We start from the raw sequence: 19,408 nt of genomic DNA, 5'->3' as shown, positions 1-19,408 counted from the left end.
AGATGGCTTTAGGCAGAGATGAATTTGTAACCGCCTTAAGATCAGCATTTTTTAAAAAAAAAGATAAACAAAAATTTTCTTTAATAACCTTAATATTTTTATCAATATTGATAATAATATTAAGCAATTTAAATTTTAAGTTAATTCAAAATATTAGAATAGGAATTAACGAAGTTATCTATAGATCCTCATATTTCGTTTCTATACCAGAAAATAAATTAGGGGAGCTCAAAATAAAATTATCTGAACATCTGACTTTGTATGATGATTATAAAAGTATTAAAAAAGAACTAGAGGATTTAAAGCAGAATAAATTATCTGCTGATTATTTAAAGCAAGAAAATGAAAAGTTAAGATCTTTAATTAATGAAAATGTTAGCTCAAATGAAATTTTAGCTAAAGTTATAACCGATAAAGATAGCCCGTTTTTAAAATCAGTTATTTTAAACAGAGGTTCAAAAGATAACGTTAAATTGGGGATGGCTATAATAGATAATAGTTTTCTTGTTGGTCAAATTATTGAAGTCAATTTTACAAATTCAAGAGCGCTACTTTTGTCTGATTTAAACAGTAAAATACCAGTTATTGTTCAACCTCCTTCTATTCAGGCTGTGTCTTCAGGGACAGGAAAAGATTATGGAATTATTGAGTTTACCAAAGATGACATCAATTATGATTTAAGTGAACAGGATCGAATAATTTATACATCAGGATTAGGAGGTATGTTTAAATCTGGAATACCTATTGGAAGAATTTATAAAGACTCAGGTAATAAAATAATATTTTTCTCAGATTTTAGTCAGTTGGATTATGTAAAAATTGTAAAATTTAATTTAGGTAAAAATTAGTTATGGCATCTTTAAATAAAAGTAATTTTCTTAAATCTTTAATTTCATACTTGCCACTATTTTTTTTATTTTTTTCAGTATTGAATGAGTTTGACTTAAATTATCTAAAAATTGATAATTTTTCATTTAATTTTGTTTATATTTTAGTTTTTTATTGGACATTGAGAGGTTCTGAAGATTTAGGATATTTTTCAGTATTTTTAGCTGGAATAATTAATGATGTAGTAGTTGGTTTGCCTATTGGAATAAGTAGTTTCTGTTATTTATTAATTTGTGTTTTTACTTCATATATTAGACAAATAACATTAAGCCCCAAATTTATTAATGATTGGTTTGCATTTATAGTAGCCATTCTATTAGTAAATTCTATTCAGGTCATAATACTAGATTTAATATTTTTAATTGAAGTTGATTATATGCGTTATTTAATTAATTCTGGATTTACATTTATATTTTATCCAATATTTTATTTATTTTTTAATCTCATAAACGATAAAATTTCATTAAAACCAAATGATTAAAGAGAACTCAATTATAAGAAAAACTGATGTTATCAATAGAAGAATGTTTATTATTGGGGCTGCAAAATTTATTGTATTCGCTGGAATAGTGGCAAGATTATTTTCTCTACAAATTAATGAAAATAAAAAATACCTTACCCTTTCTGATAAAAATAGAATTAGAGAATGGAAATTACCACCTACTAGAGGGGATATAGTTGATTATTTTGGCAATGTTATTGCAGGAAATTTAAAAGTTTACCAACTACATATAATTCCAGAGCAAATAGAAAATTTTAATTATTTAATTTCAAGATTAAAAGCTCTTTTAGAATTAAGCGACAAAAAAATTGAAAATATCATTAAAACAAAAAAAAAGATCAAACCTTGGGAAAGCATAATTGTCTCTGAGAACTTATCTTGGAGTCAGTTTTTAAAAATTAATAATTATTTGTATGATTTAGTTGGTGTAAAGCCAGTAATGACTATTTCTAGAAATTATCCTTTTAATGATATGTACACTCACGTCCTAGGATATGTCAGCCAACCAAATGAAGAAGAAATTTTAAACAATGATATTGTTGCAGAGCGATTTGTTCCAGGAATGAAAATAGGTAAATTAAACTTAGAAAAAAGATTGGAAAATTATTTAATTGGAACAAATCCAATTCAAAGATATGAAGTTAATGCCTATGGTAAAAGAATAAATCAACTAGAATTTCAAAAAGGTGAACAGGGATCTAGAGTGAGATTAACTCTTGATACAGAAATTCAAAAATCTTGTGCCAAACTACTTAATAATAGAGCGGGATCTATAAGTGTAATGGATATCTTTACAGGTGATATTATTGCAATGTATTCTTCACCATCTTACAATCCTAATTTGTTTTTGTTCGGAATAAGTAATGATGAGTGGGAACTGATAAGAAATAATCCTTTAAAACCACTAATTAATAAATCTCTTTCAGGATTATATTCGCCAGGATCTACGATAAAGCCAATAGTTGCATTATCGGCTCTTGAAAACAACGTTGTTGATACAAATTTCAAAGTAAAGTGCACAGGTAAAATGGAGTTATATGGACAAACATTTCACTGTTGGAAAGAAAAAGGACATGGAGTGGTAAGTTTAAAAAATGCAATGAAGCAATCATGTGATACTTACTTTTATGAAGTTGCAAGATTGTTAGGTGTAGATAGATTAAATGTTACTGCTGAAAAATTTGGTTTAGGAAAAAAAGTTCTTGGAGATTATTTTGAAATAGAAAAATCAGGTTTATTTCCAAACACAAAATGGAAAAAAAATAATTTAGGTAAAGGGTGGGTTTTAGGAGAGACTTTAATCACAGGTATAGGTCAAGGTTATATTCAAACAACACCTTTACAATTATGCCTGATGACTGCACAAATAGCTAATGGAGGATATCCAATTAAACCAAAAATAGTTGTTAATAATAATCCTTTGTCACTTGAGGAAGCAAAAAACTTAATGCTTGAAGAGGCACAAAAAAATCCAAATAAAAAGTTATTTAAAAATGAAAAAAATATAAAAATTATCCAAGAAACTATGTTTAGTTCTACAAATGAAAGATTTGGAACTTCCTATAGATCTAGAATAGATGATCCTAAATATCAATTTGCAGGAAAAACTGGTACTGCTCAGGTTAAGAGAATTAGTAAGCGAGAACGTGAACTTGATTTAGATATTGAACAAATTCCATATAAGGATAGAGATCATGCTTTATATGTTGCGTATGGGCCTTATGTTAATCCAAGGTATGCACTTAGTATTATAGTTGAACATGGTGGTTCTGGAAGCAGAACAGCGGCACCAATAGCTAAAGAGCTTTTTAAACTAATTATTGATAGACATGAATTGCGAAACCAGCAGTCTAATTTTGAGGAAATCAGTATTTAAATGTTTCAGCATGATAGATTAAATAATGAAATTACTTTTTTTCAAAAAGTAAAAGAATTAGATTATTTTTTAATTTTTTGTGTACTTATATTATCTGTGGTTAGTTTATTTGTGATGTATTCCACAGATGGTGGTGAAATTTTATTTCATACAAAAAATCATTTTTTTAAACTGGTAGTTTTTTTCCCAGTAATGATCGTGCTAGCTTTTTTTAATTTAAGATTTTGGTATAATTTTTCTTATATAATTTATTTGGCAGTTATACTTTTGTTAATATGGGTTTCTTTTTTTGGAATTAAATCCTCAGGGTCACAAAGATGGATGGATCTTTATTTTTTTGTATTGCAACCATCTGAATTAATGAAAATTGCTATTATTTTGTGTTTAGCAAAATTTTACCATCGATTAAAAATAGAAAATGTTAATTCTTTGTTTAGTATGGCAATTGTTTTATCAATAATTGTTGCTCCAGTTATGCTGGTACTTTCCCAGCCTGATCTTGGAACATCAATATTAATAGTTCTAAGTGGACTTATAATTTTGTGGCTAGGTGGGGTAAAGATAAAATACTTTATATATTCTTTTATTGTTTTTTTAATTTCATTGCCTTTTGTTATTTCATTTCTTAAACCTTACCAAAAGTTAAGAATACTTACATTTTTAGATCCAGATAGAGATCCATTAGGTGCTGGTTATCAAATTATACAATCAAAAATAGCTATAGGATCTGGTGGTTTAGATGGAAAAGGTTTTTTAAAAGGAACTCAAAGTTATTTAGATTTCTTGCCCGAAAAACATACAGATTTTATTTTTACTCTTTTCTCTGAAGAGTTCGGTTTTATAGGTTCTGTTCTTTTATTAATTTTATATTCAATAATTATTTTTAGGATTATTAGAATTGGAGCAATTTCAAGAAGTAATTTTGCTAGGTTATTTTGTTTCGGTTTTGCTTTTGCAATCTTTATTTACATAGTTGTAAATTTATCCATGGTGCTTGGCTTACTTCCAATAGTAGGATCCCCTTTGCCGATCATGTCTTATGGTGGTTCTTCGATGCTAGCTACCATGATTGGTTTTGGTATCGTATTAAGCGCAAAAATTAATCATAAACAAACAATTCCTCAGTAAAAATTAATTGCCTGTATAATTTGTCACTCTAATTTTTTAATTTTTTCTTATATAAAAATTCCATGAATAAAAATATTAAGATTGGAATAGTTGGGGCAGGAATACAAGGAGTATCTAATGCTTTATTTCTCCAAAAAAAAGGTTTCAATGTAACTATTTTTGATAGAGACAATCCTGGAAGCCAAGCTGCTTCATATGGTAATGCAGGTCACTTTTCACCTTATGCTTCACTTTCTCTTAACAGAACTGATGTACTAGCAGATGTTCCAGCAATGCTTTTAAGTTCTACAGGACCACTTGCTTTAAAATGGAACTACGTTCCAAAAATGATTCCTTGGTTTTTAAAATTTATAATGAACACTACAAAAAATAAGATGATGCATACTGCTAAAAACATGCATCAAATTTTAGATTTAGCCTTACCGGCTTATGATGAGTTATTTGATGAAATAGATCTAGAAGGTTTAGTAGAAAATAAAGGCATACTTTATATTTGGAATGACAAAGATTTGAAAAGTAGAGAGCTAGAAATCAGAGTTAGAGATGAATTAGGCGTTAAGCAGCAATTAGTTAATAAGGCTGAAATACATGATCTTGAACCGCATATAAAACCTTTTTATCATGCAGGTGTATTTTATCCCTATGCAAGACATGCAAGAAACCCAAAAAGAATTCTTCTAAAATTATTTGACTTGTTTTTAAAGAAAGGTGGAAAATTTAACAAAGTAAACATCAAAGATATTAGTTTTGATGAAGAAAAACCTGTGTTTAAAACCGAAACTCAAAGTTATAATTTTGATAAAATTGTAATTGCTTGCGGTGCTTTTTCAAAAAAATTAACTGATAATCTTGGTGAAAAAATTCCATTAGATACTGAGAGAGGGTATCATGTTCATTTTAAGAATTGTGATCACTTATTAAGTAGACCTGTAATTTTTTCTAATAGAGGATTTGGAATAACTCCTATGGAGCAAGGATTAAGAGTTGTAGGTACTGTTGAATTTGGAGGCTTAGATAATCCATTATCTAAATCTAGAGTTAAAAACTTAATCAATAATGCAAAATATATGCTTGGTGATTTACCTGAACATGAGGATGAATGGTTAGGTTTTAGACCTACATTACCTGACTTTTTGCCTGTAATGGGTCCATCCAAAAATTATAAAAATGTTTATTATTGTTTTGGTCATCATCATTTAGGATGGACTTTAGGACCAATATCTGGAAAGATCGTCTCTGGAATGATTGCAAATGAAAATACAAATTTGGATTTAAAACCTTATAGCTCACTAAGATTTAATTAGGTGAGACAAGATAATAATTATTTAGCGTATCTATATCTATTTTTGACAGTTACATTTTGGGCAGGTAACTTTGTTGTTGGAAAATTAGCTAGTTTTTATGAGGTTCCACCTTTTTCTTTAAACTTCTATCGTTGGTTTTTTGCCTGGATGATTTTGGCACCATTTACGATCCCAGAAATATTAAGCAAAAAAAATTATATATTTCAGAATTATAAATTGTTTATTATTTTAGGCGTTACTAGCATTACTATATTTAATTCTATTGTTTATTACTCCTTAAATTTTACTCAAGTAATCAGTGGAGTATTGATGATATCAACTATACCAGTAATGATTATGTTATTTTCATCAATTTTAAAAATTGAAAAAACAAATATCTTTCAAATCATTGGGGTAATTTTTTCTTTTTTAGGTGTATTGATGATTATAACTAAAGCAGATTTTGAAATATTAAAAAATTTAGATTTTAATAAAGGTGATTTAACAATGGTTGTAGCCATGTTTTCATGGGCACTTTATTCTACATTACTTAAAGGAAAAAAATATGAACTATCTCAGTTGTCATTACTTCAAGTAGTCATAACTTTTGGATTGATTTTTTTAATTCCAATTTATTTTATTGAATATCAAGTAGGATTTAGAATAAATTTAGAATTACCGTTTATACTAATATTATCCTATGTTGTTTTATTTCCAGGTTTAGCTTCATTTCTATTATGGATCAAAGGTATATCCATGATTGGTGCTAATCGATCAGGTGTTTTTTTACATCTTATGCCAATTTTAAGTGCAATAATGGCTATGTTTTTTTTTAGTGAAAAATTTATGTTTTATCATATTTTAGGCGCTTGCTTTATAATTACAGGAATATTGTTGTCAAATAAGAAAGTTAAAAATGCTTAAAGTTGCTATATTAGATGATTACCAAAACGTCGCTCAAGAATTTGTTGATTTAGAAAAGCTATCTGGAAAATATGAGTTCAAGATCTTTAGTGAACCCTTTTTAGATGAAGCAGATGCAATTGAACAGTTGGCTGATTTTGAAGCTCTTTTAATAATGAGAGAGAGAACTCCTATTACAAAAAATTTAATCGATAATTTAAATGATTTGAAATTTGTTATTACTAGCGGATTAAGAAACCGATCTATTGATCTTGATGCTGCCAAGAAAAGAAAAATTATTGTTTGTGGCACAGAAATAAATATCAACCCAACACCTGAATTAACTTGGGCTTTAATTCTTGGTTTAGCAAGAAATTTCAAGGAAGAGCTTGATAATATGTACCAAGGGTATTGGCAAACTACCATTGGTGTTGAATTAAAAGGAAAAATATTAGGTTTAATTGGATTAGGTAGAGTAGGTAGTGAAGTTGCTAAAATTGGAAAAGCTTTCGGAATGCAAGTTATGGCGTGGAGTGAAAACTTAAGTTTAGACAAATGTAAAGAATTAGATGTTCTTCCTTGCAGTAAAGATGATTTGATTAAAAACTCCGATGTTATTTCAATTCATGTTCAAGGAGGAGAAAGATACAAAGATTGCATAACATTAAAAGAGTTAGACAATATGAAGAAGACAGCTTTTTTAATTAATACATCAAGAGGTCCAATAGTAAATGAAGACGATTTAATTATTGCATTGTCTACTAATGTAATTGCTGGAGCTGGAATTGATGTTTATGAAAAAGAACCTTTGCCTGAAAATAATAAATTAAGATTTTTGCCTAATGCCCTGTTAACTCCGCACATAGGATATGTAACAGCAGAAAATTACAGTATTTTTTACAATCAAATGATCGAGGGATTAGAGGCTTGTGTTAATGGAAAGCCGATTAGAGTTTTAGAGTAACCATGGAGTTGCCAGTTGTAAATCACGAAGATTATTTTGCAAAAATTGGAGATGATCATAAATTTCCAATAAACAAATTTAGTGAGCTTGCGAATTATTTAGTAAAAATAAATTTGGTCAAAAAGTTTCATAAACCTTATCCCTGTTCATCTGAAACATTAAAGTTTGCTCATTCAGAAAAATATATAACAGATATTAAAAACAAAACTTTAGACAAAGATGGTGTTAAAAAAATAGGTTTTCCTTTAGTAGACAGTGTTGTTCAGAGATCTTTAGTTGCAACAGGAGGAACTGTTTTGGCATCAAAACTTGCAATAAATTATGGAATTTCTTGTAACACTGCAGGGGGAAGCCACCATGCTAATTACAATGGTGGTGCCGGTTACTGTGTATTTAATGATGTAGCAGTTGCTGCTCATTATTTGCTTAATAGAGGTTTTGCAAATAAAATTTTAATAGTTGATCTTGATGTTCACCAAGGGAACGGAAATTCAGATATTTTTAAAGAAAATAGAAATGTTTTTACATTTAGTATGCATTCAAAAACCAATTATCCTGCAAAAAAATCTATTAGTGACTTAGATGTAGAGTTAGAAGATAATATGGAAGATGATACTTACATTAAAATGTTAAAACATTATCTAAAAGAGTTAAATCAAGAAAATTTTGATTTTGTTTTTTATATTGCAGGAGTAGATATTCATTTTAATGACAGATTAGGAAAACTAAAAATTTCTGACGAAGGTGTTAAATTGAGAGATGAACTTATTGTAGAAAACTTTTATTCACAAAGAATACCTTTTTGCGGTGTTTTAGGAGGAGGATACAACAAAGATTTCAATAAATTAGTAGAATTACACTCTATGTTACATCAAACTTGTGCTAAATATATTTAAATGACAAAAAAAATTAACCCTAACCTTACAGCTGAACAAAAATTAATTTTGTTTGAGGAGGGTACAGAACTTGCTGGATCAAGTGAGCTTAATCATGAAAAAAGAGAAGGAAGTTTTCATTGTGCAAATTGTGGTGAGAAATTATTTGATTCAAATACTAAATATGAAAGTGGATCTGGTTGGCCATCTTTTTATGAGTCTTTGCCAGATGTATTTGAAACAAAAACAGATTATCATTTAGGTTATGGAAGAACAGAATATCATTGTAAAAAATGTGGTGGTCACCATGGACATATATTTGATGATGGTCCAGAACCAACTGGAAAAAGATATTGTAACAATGGTGTCTGTTTAGTTTTTAAACCAAAAACTTAAGAATAATTTTAATTTTTTAGCAACTCTTGAAGTTTATTTTCTTTTTCTAGTGCTCGAACTTCGTCATAGCCACCTATATGTTGCTCATCAAAAAAAATTTGTGGAATTGTTCTTTTTCCATTTGCTTTCTTAATCATTTCATCCATTGCACCTTCAATTTTTGAAATATCAATTTCGTTATATGGAGCGTTGTTTCTTGTCAGTAATCTTTTTGCAGCCTCACAATAGTTACATAGTGGACCTGTATACATAGTAATTTTTTTCATACACTATAGATAGTCACCTTTTTTAATTTTGCTAGTGATTTCTTTTCTAGAATATTCAAATTTTTTTCTATGTTTAATACTTTTTTGATTTACTCTTTTTCTCCATAATCTGAAAGAAGAAGGTTTCAGAGATCTTCTCATAATTTTAATTACATCAGATTCTCGCTTACCAGTTTTTTTCTCAATTTCCTCAAAAGTAATCCGGTCTGCCCATGCTGCCCAAATTACCCAGTCAGGATCATGAATACTGGGCTCAGGATTTTTAACTTTGGTTACAGGGGTGTAGCCTTTTTTTTTCATAAATCCTTTATATTTGAAAAAAAAATTTAATGCATTTTTTTTACCCTCTGATATTATTATATTGATAGTCCTTCTTAGCCATCTTTAGCTCCCGGTTTTTAAGGACTATCTTCTCTATAAAAATATGCTTCCATTAGAATTTATACTTTACTTACAAATTATCATTTTTTTATTCATTACTCCTGGCACTCCTAGAATAGTCATAATTTCTTACTCAATGAATTACGGTGTTGGAAAATGTGTTTGGTCAGCGCTAGGTGATGTTACTGCAAATTTAATTCAAGCAACTTTAGTAATTTTTGTATTAGGTTCTTTTTTTTCTGAAAATTCATTAATTCTTAATATTTTCAAATGGATTGGAGTTCTTTACATTTTGTATCTTGCTTATGATATTTATAAGTCCCGCCCAAAAAATTTAAAAGACAAGGAAGAAATTACAAAAAGCAATTTATCTTTTTTTAGAGATGGGTTTTTAGTTGCAGGAACCAGTCCTAAAGCATGGATGTTTTTTCCTTTTATATTTCCACAATTTATTGATTTTAGTTCTAATCTTTTAGGTCAATTTATAATTTTAATTTCAACTTACATTGTATTAGATTTTTTATCTTTGATAGGTTATGCAATACTTGCGCAAAAATTAATTAAATGGATTACAGCAAATCCTAAAACGATTAATACAATTTCAGCGAGTGTTTTAGTAATTATTGCTGGAATTATTGTTATTACACAACAATATTAAACCCAAACTAAGTCTTTATTGCCACTTGCATTGTATGAAATTTCTTTATTTAATTATGTATTAATTAATTAAAGGGGAAATAAAATGAAGTTAAATAAAATAATTTTAAGTTTTGTTTCTGCATTAGTAATTTTATTTTCAACTTCTGTTGCATCTTTTGCAAAAGTAGTTGGCGACAAAATTATTTTAGGTGCTGCAATTTCCTTAACTGGTAAGTACTCATCTAACGGTGTTCATACTCAAAACGGTTATAACATGGCCGTAGATAGAATAAACAGCATGGGTGGAGTTAAAGTTGGTGGAAAAACTTATAAGTTTGACATTATCTATTATGATGATGAGTCAAACCCAAAGAGAGCTGCACAGCTTGCAGAAAGATTAATTTCACAAGATGGTGTTGAGTTTATGCTTGGCCCATACAGTTCAGGTTTGACAAAAGCAATTGCACCTGTAACTGAAAAATATGGTGTTCCAATGGTTGAGGCGAATGGTGCATCTAGATCTTTGTTTACTAAAGGTTACAAATATCTATTTGCGGTATTAGCTCCGGCGAACTTATATCTTGATGTAGCAATTGAAACAGCAGTTGAACTAAATGGTGGAAAACCAGTTAGAATTGCTCAAGCTTTTGAACAAGATGCTTTTTCACAGGACGTTAGATTAGGTATTTTAGATGCTGCGAAAAGAACTGGATCAGAAATCATTATTGATGACAAACTGCCTAAAGAGTTAAATGATATGGCTGCAACTTTGGTTAAAGTTAAACAACTTAAACCAGACGTTCTAGTAGTATCAGGACATACTAAAGGTGCATTGACTGCAGTAAGACAAATTGCTGAAATGAAGGTTGATGTTCCAATGTTGGCTATGACTCACTGCGATGCTGCGAAATTATCAAAGCAACATGGTAAAAACTCTCAGTATGCACTTTGTGCTTCTCAATGGCATAAATCTTTAACTTATAAAGATGACTTCTTTAAAGATGGAATGACTTATGCTGCTGACTTTGAGAAAGAGTTTGGATATGATCCACCATACCAGTCTGCTGAGTCTTCAGCTGCATTGTTAGTATTCAAAGATGCATTTGAAAGAGCAAATTCTTTTGATCAAAAGAAAGTAAGAGATGCTCTTGCAGCTACAGACATGCAAACATTCTATGGAAATATTAAGTTTGCACCTGGTGGTCAGAATGTTGATAAGCCAATGGTACTTTTCCAAGTAATGTGTGATGACGCTGGTAAGTGTGAAAACAAAGTTGTTGCTCCATTAAAATGGGCATCTGCTAAGTTAATTCACCCAGTACCTAAGTGGTCTGAAAGATAGTAATTAAAAATTGAGCCCCCTAGTAATAGGGGGCTTTTTTTTATATAAACCAAAAAAAGTTTTTATGGATTTTCTTGTATTTCAATACCCAATGATAACGGTTCAAGCTTGCTTGGACGGTATTCTTTTAGGAGTTTTATTCGCATTAATTGCTTATGGAATGGCTCTTCAGTGGGGTGTTATGAATATAATTAATATTGCACAAGGTGATCTTGTTATTTTAGGAGGATACATTGCTTACTTTATGTATCTTTACGGTATTCATCCGGCATGGGGAGTAATTGTTGCTCCAATCATAATGTATTTTGTAGGAATAGCGATCTACAAATTAGTTATTAATAAGGTAGTCGATAGAGATTTATTCATTTCGATTTTAGCAACATTTGGAATAAGTATTTTGTTCATGCAATTAATGAACTTTGCATTTGGCGCAGATGTTGTGCTTGCAAACTCTGATTATGGAACAACAATGCTATTTGATAATAGCGTTGTTCTACCAAATTCAAAAATATTCTCAGCTTTTATAAGCATTCTATTTGCAGTTTGTTTAGTGATTTATATGAAAAAATCTAAGCTTGGACGAGCAATTAGAGCAACTGCACAAAACGCACGTGCTGCAAAAATTTTAGGTGTAGATACAGAAAAAGTTTATGCAGCAACTTTTGGAATTAATGCTGCTTTATGTGGTGTTGCTGGAGCTTTAATCTCTATAACATTTACTATTCATCCTTATATGGGTTTACCTTATACGATTAGATCTTTTATGATTGTGATTGTTGCTGGTTTAGGAAATTTACCAGGTGTTGCTATGTCGGGTATGGGATTAGGTGTTTTTGAGGAATTTGCAGATTATATTTTAGGAACAGAATTTAGAATTGGATCAGTATTTTTATTACTAGTTTTAATTTTAGTTTACCGAAGATTTAAACTTTCAAGAAAAAGAGAGTACTTAAAATGAGGAAAGTTAAAATTAATGATAATCAAGGTCAATCAGTCGAAGTTGACATAGATAAATTTAAAAGACACTTAGACGAATATCATTCATCAGGCTCAAGTGTACATGATGAAGATGGTCATTATTTTACAGTAGATCAAAACTTTAGAGAAAAAATTAATAGTCTATATGAACAAAAATAATTTAATACTCTACTTAGGAATTTTAGTATTTGGTTTAGCTGCTCCATTTATATTTCCAGCATTTAAAGTTCAATTATCTATTCTTTGCATTCTAATTGTGCTTGCAACGACTTGGAATATTCAAGGAGGGGAGATGGGATACAATACATTTGGAAATATTTTATTCTATGGATTAGGAATGTATTTATGTGCCTCTGTTCAAGTTGGAATGTTTTTTCCATTAGCTGAATGGACAGAAAGTGGTGGTGAAAAAACATTTGTACATACTCCTACCCAATTTTTCCAAGGTATGGCGATGGGACTAGTTGTTGCTGCAGTGGTTCCAACGATTGTTGCTGGTTTAATTGGTTATGCAATTTTAGGATTGAGAGGTCACTACTTTGCTATTTGTACCCTAGGATTAGGAGTTGCTGCAGGAGAAATTTCTGGAGGAATAGAAATTATTGGAGCAGGACAAGGTTTTACTACTCCACCTTTTCCTAACGTGGGAGGCTTAGAAGCTAGAGGGGAGTTTTTCTATTTTTTAAGTTTCTTAGTTTTGATACTTACATTCGTTGCTGTTAAAGCAATCTACTCTACTAGATTTAAATTAATTCTTAATGCAATCAGAGACAATGAAGATAAGGCTGAAGCTATGGGAATTGCTACAATGAAATATAAAATCATTGGTTGGATGATTTCTGCATTTTTCTGTGGTTTGGCCGGAGGAATAATGGGAGGCCTTGTTGGATATATCGACTCTACAGATGTTGCTTTTGATGGAAGAGAAATGGGAGTGTTCATGGTTTTAATGGCAATATTAGGTGGCAAAGGAACACTTTGGGGACCAGTTATCGGTGCAACAATATTCCATATTTTCAAAGAAGGATTTTGGACATTCTTCCTAGGCTGGCAGTATGTGGCCTTAGGAGTTTTAATTGTGGTGATTGTAATTTATTTCCCTGAGGGATTAATGGGATGGTTGAGAGAAAAATATCCTCATAGATTTGGAGAAGTAGTTGACGAGGCTGATCGAAAGGCCCAGGTAGAGATAAAATGAGTATTTTAGAAGTTAATAATGTTAGTAAATCTTTTGGAGGAGTAAAAGCTAATGTTGATATTTCCATGTCAGTCGAAAAAGGTAAAATTGTAGGATTGATTGGTCCAAATGGTTCAGGAAAAACAACATTGTTTAATTCAATTGTAGGCACTTATCCAATTGACCAAGGTTCAATTAAATTTAATGGAAAAGAAGTTTCTGAACTTCCTGTTCCCGTAATAGCAAAGCTAGGATTATTAAGAACATTTCAACAAACAAGAATTTATGGAAAACTGAACTGCATTGATAATATGCTTATTAGCCATAAAGGTAGTGATGAAAGTTTATTAAAACTGTTTTCAAAAATACCTCAAGAGCTTACAGAAAAAGCAGAAAATTTACTAAATTTTGTTGGATTATATCAAAAGAGAAAACTTAGAGCAGGAGATTTATCTTTTGGACAACAAAAACTCTTAGAACTTGCTATGGCATTAATGAATGAACCAGAAATGTTATTATTAGACGAACCAACAGCTGGTATTAACCCAACATTAATTAATGGAATTATAGATAGATTGATAAAAGTAAATCAAGATTTTGGTATTACTCTTTTAGTTATTGAGCACAACATGAGAGTAATAATGCAATTAGCTGAAAATATCTTTTGTTTAGCTCATGGTAAAATGCTGGCAAATGGTTCGCCAGATGAAATTAAAAACGATAAACGTGTTATCGATGCATATTTAGGAGCTCAATAATGTCAAATCAATATGAAGTTTTAGGAAAAGCTCCAACACCAGAAGATTTAAAAAAACTATCTCCAGATGAAATACATCTGACAATTAAAAATTTAAATGCTGGTTATGGCAAAATGGAAATTTTACATAATTTTGATTTATTTGTGAATAAAGCACAGTCGTTATGCTTAATAGGACCAAATGGAGCAGGTAAATCTACAATTCTCCACTCAATTTATGGATTTACAAATATTTTTTCTGGTCAAATTGAAATAGAAGGAAAAGAAATTACAAATCTTACACCAGCTGAAAAATTAAAATCTGTTGGAATTGCATATATTTTACAAGATAACTCAGTATTCCCAGACATGACAGTTGAAGAAAACTTGTTAATGGGTGGATATATTAAAGATAAAACAGAGGAGTCTTTTGAAGAAGCTGAAAGAATTTTAGAAAAATATGAGAGATTGAGAAATAGAAGAAATCAGCCTGCCAAAGTTTTATCTGGTGGTGAAAGAAGATTGTTAGAAATTTCTAGAGCACTAGTAATGAAACCATCAGTATTGTTGGTTGACGAACCATCAATTGGTTTAGAACCAAGATATATCGATATGGTTTTTGAGATACTTAAAGATCTTCAGCAAAATGAAAAGAAAACTATTATTTTAGTTGAACAAAATGCCAAAAAAGGTTTAGAATTTGCAGACATCGGATATGTATTAGTATCTGGACAAACTGCAATCGCTGGCAAAGGGGATGAATTATTAAAAAACCCTGATGTCGGTAGACTATTCCTTGGTGGCTAATGATAAATAAAGATTTTTTTTTTAAAGGTTATAAATCAATTTTAGCACATGATAGTCCAGCAATAGCATTAGGTTGTTGCTTTATCGCTATAGGAGCTCTTTTAAAAAATCTTGGCTTCAACATTCAAGAAAGTGTTTTTTCTACTATGCTGACTTACGCTTTGCCAGGATCTCTGGTTATGGCAGAATCTTTATTGGTTGGTGCTTCTTTATTAAATATTTTTTTAGCAGTTTGGTTTGTTAATGCTCGTTTATATCCAATGGCTGTTTCTTTATTTCCACTAATGATGCATGAAGATCAACCAAAATGGAAATATTACTTTTCCTGCCATTTCATTGCTGTATCGGCTTGGTTGATTATGAAAAGTAATTATAAGACTATTCCCGAAAAATATAGAATTGATTATTGGATAGGGATTGGAACCGCCACTTGGAGCGTTGCAATAATTGGTACTTTAATGGGTTTCTATTTTTCAGAATATTTAAATAAAGAAATGATGATAGGTTTAGCTATTTTAAATCCTGTTTATTTTTTATGTATGATGGTAGGAGCTTCAAAGACAAGACAAGTCACTTTATCAGTTTCACTTGGAATTATTTTGGGACCTGTTTTTTATTTTTTTTCACCTGAATGGTCTATTTTATTAGGTGGAGTAGTTGGTGGTACTATTGCTTATTTAATAGGAGAAAAAAATGTCAACTAGTATCGTTTTAGCAATTTTAGTGACATCCCTTGCAACCTTTTTATCAAGATTCCTTGGGGCAGTAAGCTCAGAGGGCATAAAAGAAACTTCTAAGATATTTAAATGGTTCAACTGTTTAGCTTATGCAACTTTAGCAGCCCTAATTGCAAGAACAATAATTTTTCCAGTTGGTGTAATGGATGACTCAAGCTACTTAGTAAGATTTGTTGTTGTTGTACTTTCTTTAACTGTTTTTTTTATTTCTAAAAAAAATTATGTTTATCCAACAATTTTCTCTGCCATAAGTATGGCAATATTAGTTAATTATTTCTAAATAAAATTGATTTATTAAAAAAGTTAACTTAAGGTTTCTTATGGAAAAAATACCAGGTTTAGAAATTCAAGAACATGATAAATCAAAAAGAATTTTGAATATTAAATTTACTGATGAAATCATTAAGAAATTAGTTTTTCCATTTAATAAATTCGACTTAACAGCTTTAGAACTAAAGCCTTTCACAAGGTTTACAATAGCAAAAAGTTTAGACGATTTAACAGAAAATAAACTCAGTAAATTAATGAACTCAATAATTAGAGATCGTTCAACTGGATGCTTTATAATTGGACCAAAAAATATTTCATCTAAAATAGATGATAAGTTTTTAGTAAAATTATCAACTGCTATTGCATATTTAATTGGAAATCCTAACCATGATTCAATGGCTGGAAAATACTATGCCCGTTTTCATGTTAAACACGAAGATGCAAGTGACTCTTATTTAAGAAAAGCTTACCGTAATATGGATCTTCATACAGACGGAACTTATGTTAAAGAAATTACAGACTGGTTAATTATGACAAAATTAGAAGAAGAAAACGTAGAAGGTGGAGAAACTGCTATGTTGCATTTAGATGATTGGGAACATTGCAAAGAATTATCAAATGATCCTGTGGGTAAACAAGATTTTCTTTGGAGTTCACCCAAAAGTAAAAATGTAAATTATAAAGTTGAGCATCCAGTTTTTTTTTCAGATGATAAAGGAAGACCACATATTTCATATATTGACCAATTTCCTGAACCGAAAAACATGGAACAGGGTAATTTTTTACAGAGATTATCTGATGCTCTGGAAGGAAGTGAAAATAAAGTAATTACAGAGTTACCAGTTGGTTGTTCTATAATTGCAAATAATTATTTTTGGCTTCATGGAAGAAAACCTTTCAAAGAAAATAAAGAATTAAGCAGAGAATTGTTGAGAATTAGAGGATCTTTTTTTGTTAATTAATTCAATATAATCAATATAAAGTAACCAAAATATTATGATTTTAGGTTTTATTGGTACGGGTAAAATTGCATCTTCAGTAATAACTGGAATATGTAAATCCAGTCTTAAATATAAAAAAATAATAATTTCTCCAAGGAATAAACAGATTGCAAAAAGTTTAAAAAAAAAGTTCAAAAAAATAGTTATTGCTAAAGACAATCAACAAATTGTTGATCAATCTACTTGGGTATTTTTATCTATTACACCTACGGTGGGAGAGAAGATAATTAAAGATTTAAAATTTAAGTCTAGTCAAACAATTGTTAGCTTTATATCTACAATAACTCTATCACAGTTAAAAAAAGCCATTAAAGTAAAAGCAAAAATAGTAAGAGCAATTCCTTTGCCACCAATATCATTAAAGAAAGGACCAGTTCCAATTTGTCCTCCGAATTCAAAAGTGAAAGCTTTTTTTAACCATTTAGGAACTACTGTAGAAATCAAAAATGAAAAATCTTCAATAAACTTTTGGTCTACTTCTGGAATAATGGCGCCTTTTTATGAAATGCAAAGAGTAATGTCTGATTGGTTAGTTAAAAAAGGGGTAAAAAGAAATAATGCTCAAAAATATATAACTTCTTTGTTTTTAGCTTTGTCAGAAGATGCAGTTATACATTCTAAAGAAAACTTAAGAGAGTTAGTTAAAGAGTCGCAAACACCTAAAGGATTAAATGAGCAGGGTGTAAATGAATTGACAAAATCTGGTTTTTATAAATCATTAGAGAAAACTTTAAATAGCATTAACAAAAGATTAGATAAATAAATGTCTGATAATATTTTAGAGATAAATAATTTATCAAAGTATTTTGGAGGACTTGCTGCAGTTTCTGATTGTTCAATTAAAGTTAAAAGAGGAACTATCACAGGTATAATTGGACCAAACGGATCTGGTAAAACGACTTTATTTAATTTAATTGCTGGAAATTTAAAATCTTCAGGTGGGAGTGTAACCTTTGATGAAGAAAATATTACAGATGTGCCATCTTATGAATTATTTTCAAAAGGATTACTTAGAACTTTTCAAATAGCACATGAGTTTTCAAATTTGTCTGTTCTAGAAAACTTGATGATGGTTCCAGGAAATCAATCAGGTGAAAAGCTAATGACAGCTTTATTCAAGCCAGGGTTAGTTGCAAAAGAGGAAGCAGAAGTTAAAGAAAAAGCAAAAGAAGTAGTTGAATTCTTAAATCTAGGGCATTTATCAAATGAGCTTGCAGGCAATCTTTCTGGAGGTCAAAAAAAATTGTTAGAACTTGGAAGAACTATGATGGTTGATGCAAAATTAGTATTATTAGATGAAGTAGGGGCTGGAGTAAATAGAACTTTATTAAAAGATCTCGGCACTGCAATCGAAAAGCTAAATAAAGAAAAAGGTTATACTTTTTGTATGATTGAGCATGATATGGATTTTATAGGGAGATTATGTGATCCCGTGATTGTTATGGCTGAAGGTTCGGTTTTATTTGAGGGTACGGTTGATGAAGCTAAAAAAGATGAAAAGGTAATAGAAAGTTATCTTGGCAGAGGATCAAAATTAAAGGATGAAGTTTAATGGCATATTTTGAGGGAATAGAGATGACAGGTGGTTATGGAAATGGACCAGATATAATTAATTCTTGTTCTGTTGAAGTAAACAAAGGAGAAATTGTTTCTATTCTAGGTCCTAATGGAGCTGGAAAATCTACAGCTATGAAAGCAATGTTAGGTTTATTAAATTTAAAATCTGGATCAGTTAAAATTGACGGTAAAGATATTTCAAAACTTTCTCCACAGGATCGAGTTAAACAAGGAATTTCATTTGTTCCTCAAACAAAAAATGTTTTTGCGGGAATGACGGTTGAGGAAAATTTAGAAATGGGCGCCTTTTTAGTAAACTCTGAGATAAAAAATATTATTGAGGAAATTTACGAACTATTTCCAATCCTTAGAGAAAAAAGAAACCAAATGGTTGGTGAATTATCTGGTGGTCAAAGACAACAAGTAGCACTTGGAAGAGCGCTAATGATTAAACCGACAGTACTAATGTTAGATGAACCAACTGCAGGGGTATCACCAATTGTTATGGATGAATTGTTTGATCATATCGTTAAAGTAAAAAGAACTAATGTTGCTATTTTAATGGTAGAACAAAATGCTAAACAAGCATTAAATATTTCTGATAGAGGCTACGTATTAGTTACTGGAGAAAATCGTTATTCAGGAACAGGCAAAGAATTATTGAACGATCCAAGAGTAAGAAGCTCTTTCTTAGGAGGATAA

General features: G+C 30.1%; 24 protein-coding genes. 22 read left to right on the top strand and 2 right to left on the bottom strand.

Annotation, left to right across the window (positions count from 1 at the left end):
- Positions 1-2 precede the first annotated feature (2 nt).
- From mreC to msrB, 9 genes are all read left to right on the top strand, one after another.
- Positions 3-848 (top strand): rod shape-determining protein MreC, encoded by an 846-nt coding sequence (mreC, locus tag ACTTAR_RS07125; RefSeq protein WP_440698125.1) that lies wholly within the window; start codon positions 3-5, stop codon positions 846-848.
- A gap of 2 nt (positions 849-850) precedes the next feature.
- The gene (mreD, locus tag ACTTAR_RS07120) at positions 851-1,369 is read left to right on the top strand and encodes a rod shape-determining protein MreD (protein WP_440698124.1); all 519 of its coding nucleotides are present in this window, start codon (positions 851-853) and stop codon (positions 1,367-1,369) included.
- Positions 1,362-3,266, top strand: a complete 1,905-nt coding sequence (mrdA, locus tag ACTTAR_RS07115; protein ID WP_440698123.1) for a penicillin-binding protein 2 — start codon at positions 1,362-1,364, stop codon at positions 3,264-3,266. The genes mreD and mrdA overlap by 8 nt, the downstream gene beginning before the upstream one ends.
- Positions 3,267-4,394, top strand: a complete 1,128-nt coding sequence (rodA, locus tag ACTTAR_RS07110; RefSeq protein WP_440681110.1) for a rod shape-determining protein RodA — start codon at positions 3,267-3,269, stop codon at positions 4,392-4,394.
- 62 nt (positions 4,395-4,456) lie between these two features.
- Positions 4,457-5,698 carry an NAD(P)/FAD-dependent oxidoreductase gene (locus tag ACTTAR_RS07105; protein WP_440681109.1) on the top strand — a complete coding sequence of 414 codons (1,242 nt, stop codon included), beginning with the start codon at positions 4,457-4,459 and terminating at the stop codon, positions 5,696-5,698.
- Positions 5,699-6,601 (top strand): DMT family transporter, encoded by a 903-nt coding sequence (locus ACTTAR_RS07100; protein ID WP_440698122.1) that lies wholly within the window; start codon positions 5,699-5,701, stop codon positions 6,599-6,601. It begins immediately after the preceding gene.
- The gene (locus ACTTAR_RS07095) at positions 6,594-7,544 is read left to right on the top strand and encodes a D-2-hydroxyacid dehydrogenase family protein (RefSeq protein WP_440681107.1); all 951 of its coding nucleotides are present in this window, start codon (positions 6,594-6,596) and stop codon (positions 7,542-7,544) included. The genes ACTTAR_RS07100 and ACTTAR_RS07095 overlap by 8 nt, the downstream gene beginning before the upstream one ends.
- Positions 7,545-7,546: 2 nt before the next feature.
- The gene (locus tag ACTTAR_RS07090) at positions 7,547-8,440 is read left to right on the top strand and encodes a histone deacetylase family protein (RefSeq protein WP_440681106.1); all 894 of its coding nucleotides are present in this window, start codon (positions 7,547-7,549) and stop codon (positions 8,438-8,440) included.
- Positions 8,441-8,815, top strand: coding sequence for a peptide-methionine (R)-S-oxide reductase MsrB (gene msrB / locus ACTTAR_RS07085; protein ID WP_428079619.1), 375 nt, complete (start codon positions 8,441-8,443; stop codon positions 8,813-8,815). It abuts the gene before it with no gap.
- 8 nt (positions 8,816-8,823) lie between these two features.
- On the opposite strand, the gene grxC is transcribed toward msrB, so the two are convergent.
- Positions 8,824-9,081 carry a glutaredoxin 3 gene (grxC, locus tag ACTTAR_RS07080; protein WP_440681104.1) on the bottom strand — a complete coding sequence of 86 codons (258 nt, stop codon included), beginning with the start codon at positions 9,079-9,081 and terminating at the stop codon, positions 8,824-8,826.
- Positions 9,082-9,084: 3 nt separating this feature from the next.
- A complete protein-coding gene (locus ACTTAR_RS07075) occupies positions 9,085-9,381 on the bottom strand; it encodes a TIGR03643 family protein (protein WP_440698121.1) in 297 nt (98 codons plus the stop codon).
- 124 nt (positions 9,382-9,505) lie between these two features.
- Between ACTTAR_RS07075 and ACTTAR_RS07070 the strand changes: the two genes are divergently transcribed.
- The 13 genes from ACTTAR_RS07070 to ACTTAR_RS07010 all read left to right on the top strand — a co-directional run bounded on the left by ACTTAR_RS07070 (position 9,506) and on the right by ACTTAR_RS07010 (position 19,408).
- Complete coding sequence (locus ACTTAR_RS07070; RefSeq protein ID WP_440681103.1) at positions 9,506-10,120, top strand: LysE family translocator; 615 nt, start codon at positions 9,506-9,508, stop codon at positions 10,118-10,120.
- Between the two features lie 84 nt (positions 10,121-10,204).
- A complete protein-coding gene (locus ACTTAR_RS07065; RefSeq protein ID WP_440681101.1) occupies positions 10,205-11,443 on the top strand; it encodes an amino acid ABC transporter substrate-binding protein in 1,239 nt (412 codons plus the stop codon).
- Between the two features lie 64 nt (positions 11,444-11,507).
- A complete protein-coding gene (locus ACTTAR_RS07060; RefSeq protein WP_440681099.1) occupies positions 11,508-12,401 on the top strand; it encodes a branched-chain amino acid ABC transporter permease in 894 nt (297 codons plus the stop codon).
- On the top strand, positions 12,398-12,580 hold the full coding sequence (locus ACTTAR_RS07055; RefSeq protein WP_440681097.1) for a hypothetical protein: 183 nt from the start codon (positions 12,398-12,400) through the stop codon (positions 12,578-12,580). Before ACTTAR_RS07060 ends, ACTTAR_RS07055 begins: the two co-directional genes overlap by 4 nt.
- Positions 12,567-13,619: a branched-chain amino acid ABC transporter permease gene (locus tag ACTTAR_RS07050; RefSeq protein WP_440681096.1), complete on the top strand. Its 1,053-nt coding sequence runs from the start codon at positions 12,567-12,569 to the stop codon at positions 13,617-13,619. The genes ACTTAR_RS07055 and ACTTAR_RS07050 overlap by 14 nt, the downstream gene beginning before the upstream one ends.
- Positions 13,616-14,356 (top strand): ABC transporter ATP-binding protein, encoded by a 741-nt coding sequence (locus ACTTAR_RS07045; protein ID WP_075506243.1) that lies wholly within the window; start codon positions 13,616-13,618, stop codon positions 14,354-14,356. Before ACTTAR_RS07050 ends, ACTTAR_RS07045 begins: the two co-directional genes overlap by 4 nt.
- Positions 14,356-15,141 carry an ABC transporter ATP-binding protein gene (locus ACTTAR_RS07040; RefSeq protein ID WP_440681095.1) on the top strand — a complete coding sequence of 262 codons (786 nt, stop codon included), beginning with the start codon at positions 14,356-14,358 and terminating at the stop codon, positions 15,139-15,141. The genes ACTTAR_RS07045 and ACTTAR_RS07040 overlap by 1 nt, the downstream gene beginning before the upstream one ends.
- The gene (locus ACTTAR_RS07035) at positions 15,141-15,845 is read left to right on the top strand and encodes an AzlC family ABC transporter permease (RefSeq protein WP_440698120.1); all 705 of its coding nucleotides are present in this window, start codon (positions 15,141-15,143) and stop codon (positions 15,843-15,845) included. Before ACTTAR_RS07040 ends, ACTTAR_RS07035 begins: the two co-directional genes overlap by 1 nt.
- Positions 15,835-16,158 carry an AzlD domain-containing protein gene (locus ACTTAR_RS07030; RefSeq protein ID WP_440614041.1) on the top strand — a complete coding sequence of 108 codons (324 nt, stop codon included), beginning with the start codon at positions 15,835-15,837 and terminating at the stop codon, positions 16,156-16,158. Before ACTTAR_RS07035 ends, ACTTAR_RS07030 begins: the two co-directional genes overlap by 11 nt.
- Positions 16,159-16,198: 40 nt before the next feature.
- Complete coding sequence (glaH, locus tag ACTTAR_RS07025; RefSeq protein ID WP_440698119.1) at positions 16,199-17,110, top strand: glutarate dioxygenase GlaH; 912 nt, start codon at positions 16,199-16,201, stop codon at positions 17,108-17,110.
- Between the two features lie 34 nt (positions 17,111-17,144).
- On the top strand, positions 17,145-17,912 hold the full coding sequence (locus tag ACTTAR_RS07020) for a pyrroline-5-carboxylate reductase (protein WP_440698118.1): 768 nt from the start codon (positions 17,145-17,147) through the stop codon (positions 17,910-17,912).
- Positions 17,913-18,701: an ABC transporter ATP-binding protein gene (locus tag ACTTAR_RS07015; RefSeq protein ID WP_440651772.1), complete on the top strand. Its 789-nt coding sequence runs from the start codon at positions 17,913-17,915 to the stop codon at positions 18,699-18,701.
- Positions 18,701-19,408, top strand: coding sequence for an ABC transporter ATP-binding protein (locus tag ACTTAR_RS07010; RefSeq protein ID WP_262590337.1), 708 nt, complete (start codon positions 18,701-18,703; stop codon positions 19,406-19,408). Before ACTTAR_RS07015 ends, ACTTAR_RS07010 begins: the two co-directional genes overlap by 1 nt.

This window comes from Candidatus Pelagibacter sp. HIMB1709, from assembly GCF_052047635.1.
Taxonomy (GTDB): domain Bacteria; phylum Pseudomonadota; class Alphaproteobacteria; order Pelagibacterales; family Pelagibacteraceae; genus Pelagibacter.
This window is presented reverse-complemented; position numbering and strand designations above follow the sequence as displayed.

Coding starts and splice junctions, on each gene's coding strand:
- mreC (WP_440698125.1), top strand. CDS start 3: ATGGCTTTAGGCAGAGATGAATTTGTAACCGCCTTAAGATCAGCATTT.
- mreD (WP_440698124.1), top strand. CDS start 851: ATGGCATCTTTAAATAAAAGTAATTTTCTTAAATCTTTAATTTCATAC.
- mrdA (WP_440698123.1), top strand. CDS start 1,362: ATGATTAAAGAGAACTCAATTATAAGAAAAACTGATGTTATCAATAGA.
- rodA (WP_440681110.1), top strand. CDS start 3,267: ATGTTTCAGCATGATAGATTAAATAATGAAATTACTTTTTTTCAAAAA.
- ACTTAR_RS07105 (WP_440681109.1), top strand. CDS start 4,457: ATGAATAAAAATATTAAGATTGGAATAGTTGGGGCAGGAATACAAGGA.
- ACTTAR_RS07095 (WP_440681107.1), top strand. CDS start 6,594: ATGCTTAAAGTTGCTATATTAGATGATTACCAAAACGTCGCTCAAGAA.
- ACTTAR_RS07090 (WP_440681106.1), top strand. CDS start 7,547: ATGGAGTTGCCAGTTGTAAATCACGAAGATTATTTTGCAAAAATTGGA.
- msrB (WP_428079619.1), top strand. CDS start 8,441: ATGACAAAAAAAATTAACCCTAACCTTACAGCTGAACAAAAATTAATT.
- grxC (WP_440681104.1), bottom strand. CDS start 9,081: ATGAAAAAAATTACTATGTATACAGGTCCACTATGTAACTATTGTGAG.
- ACTTAR_RS07075 (WP_440698121.1), bottom strand. CDS start 9,381: ATGAAAAAAAAAGGCTACACCCCTGTAACCAAAGTTAAAAATCCTGAG.
- ACTTAR_RS07070 (WP_440681103.1), top strand. CDS start 9,506: ATGCTTCCATTAGAATTTATACTTTACTTACAAATTATCATTTTTTTA.
- ACTTAR_RS07065 (WP_440681101.1), top strand. CDS start 10,205: ATGAAGTTAAATAAAATAATTTTAAGTTTTGTTTCTGCATTAGTAATT.
- ACTTAR_RS07060 (WP_440681099.1), top strand. CDS start 11,508: ATGGATTTTCTTGTATTTCAATACCCAATGATAACGGTTCAAGCTTGC.
- ACTTAR_RS07055 (WP_440681097.1), top strand. CDS start 12,398: ATGAGGAAAGTTAAAATTAATGATAATCAAGGTCAATCAGTCGAAGTT.
- ACTTAR_RS07050 (WP_440681096.1), top strand. CDS start 12,567: ATGAACAAAAATAATTTAATACTCTACTTAGGAATTTTAGTATTTGGT.
- ACTTAR_RS07045 (WP_075506243.1), top strand. CDS start 13,616: ATGAGTATTTTAGAAGTTAATAATGTTAGTAAATCTTTTGGAGGAGTA.
- ACTTAR_RS07040 (WP_440681095.1), top strand. CDS start 14,356: ATGTCAAATCAATATGAAGTTTTAGGAAAAGCTCCAACACCAGAAGAT.
- ACTTAR_RS07035 (WP_440698120.1), top strand. CDS start 15,141: ATGATAAATAAAGATTTTTTTTTTAAAGGTTATAAATCAATTTTAGCA.
- ACTTAR_RS07030 (WP_440614041.1), top strand. CDS start 15,835: ATGTCAACTAGTATCGTTTTAGCAATTTTAGTGACATCCCTTGCAACC.
- glaH (WP_440698119.1), top strand. CDS start 16,199: ATGGAAAAAATACCAGGTTTAGAAATTCAAGAACATGATAAATCAAAA.
- ACTTAR_RS07020 (WP_440698118.1), top strand. CDS start 17,145: ATGATTTTAGGTTTTATTGGTACGGGTAAAATTGCATCTTCAGTAATA.
- ACTTAR_RS07015 (WP_440651772.1), top strand. CDS start 17,913: ATGTCTGATAATATTTTAGAGATAAATAATTTATCAAAGTATTTTGGA.
- ACTTAR_RS07010 (WP_262590337.1), top strand. CDS start 18,701: ATGGCATATTTTGAGGGAATAGAGATGACAGGTGGTTATGGAAATGGA.